Annotated in this window: 1 protein-coding gene and 1 pseudogene; both read left to right on the top strand. The window is 62.7% G+C overall.

Annotated elements, in window-relative coordinates; genetic code table 11:
- Window positions 1-495 (top strand): ATP-binding protein (locus EOA38_RS36910; RefSeq protein ID WP_148669493.1); only part of this gene is annotated, 495 nt, incomplete at its 5' end.
- Between the two features lie 138 nt (window positions 496-633).
- Window positions 634-1319 (top strand): annotated as a pseudogene (locus tag EOA38_RS36915) (ISNCY family transposase); the annotation flags it as partial.

Here is a 1319-nt window from a genome sequence, read left to right on the forward strand (position 1 = left end):
AACTTGCTGCTGTTCGGTCCGCCCGGCGGCGGAAAGAGCCATCTCGCCTCCGCCATCGGGCTCGCGCTCATCGAGAACGGATGGCGGGTCATGTTCACCCGCACCACCGACCTCGTCCAGAAGCTGCAGGTCGCACGCCGCGAACTCGGCCTTGAAGCCGCCATCAACCGGCTCGACCGCTTCCACCTGTTGGTCCTTGACGACCTCGCCTACGTCACCAAGGACCAGGCCGAGACCAGCGTGCTGTTCGAGCTCATCAGCGCCCGCTATGAACGACGCTCCATGCTCATCACCGCCAACCAGCCCTTCGGCGAATGGGGCAAGGTCTTCCCGGATCCCGCCATGACTCTCGCCGCTGTTGACCGCCTCGTCCATCACGCGACAATCTTCGAGATGAATGTGGAGAGCTATCGGCGGCGCGAAGCGATCGAGCGAAAGCGCGGACCGGGCCGGCCGGCGTCATATGCGACACCCGCGAACGTCGCGCCTGATTGACGCGCCGCGACAATCAAACCGACAAACCTCTTGCGCGCGACAATCAATGCCGCGATCATCATCACCGCCGCGACACTAGATTCTCATCCAGATTGACGCGCTCCTCTCTCCCGGTTTGTCGCGCTACATGGGGCTATTATGGGACGGCTGAGCATGGCGACAAGGAAAGAACTGACGACGGCGGTTTCAGAGCGCTATCGTGCTTCGACGCGAGCCGAGAAGGCGAGAATTTTGGATGAATTCGTCGTCATCACGGGCTTTCACCGCAAGCACGCGATGCGGCTGCTACGACGCCGTGAGGGGCCGGTTGCAGGCTGGCGAGCGCGGCCGCGGATTTATGGTGAAGCGGAACGCAATGCGCTCATATTGCTCTGGGAGGCGTCTGATCGCATCTGCGGTAAGAGGCTGGAAGCGCGTTACTGCCCATCCTTCTCGAGGCGGATGGAACGGCACGGTCATTTTGACTTAGCGCCGGAAATCCGGGGCAAATTGCTGGCGATGAGCGCGGCCACGATGACAGGAGCTGGGACCGATCCGAGAACGCATGGGACGTCCCCGACGACGGCCCGCGGCGCATGCCCTGCGACGGAGCATTCCCGTTAGAACGTCGGCGGATTGGACGATCCAGCGCCAGGCTTCGTTGAGGCGGACCTCGGGGCCCATAGCGGCCCTTCGGCTCGCGGCAGCTTCATCCAAACCCTCGTGCTCACCGACATCGCGACCGGCTGGAATGTGCGCCGCTGCTGGTTCGCAAACAGACGCTGTTGAGCTCGGTGCTCACAGAATTGCGCAAGCAACTGCCCTTCGCGCTTCTCGGTCTGGAT

The sequence above is a fragment of the Mesorhizobium sp. M1E.F.Ca.ET.041.01.1.1 genome (assembly GCF_003997355.1).
GTDB lineage: Bacteria > Pseudomonadota > Alphaproteobacteria > Rhizobiales > Rhizobiaceae > Mesorhizobium.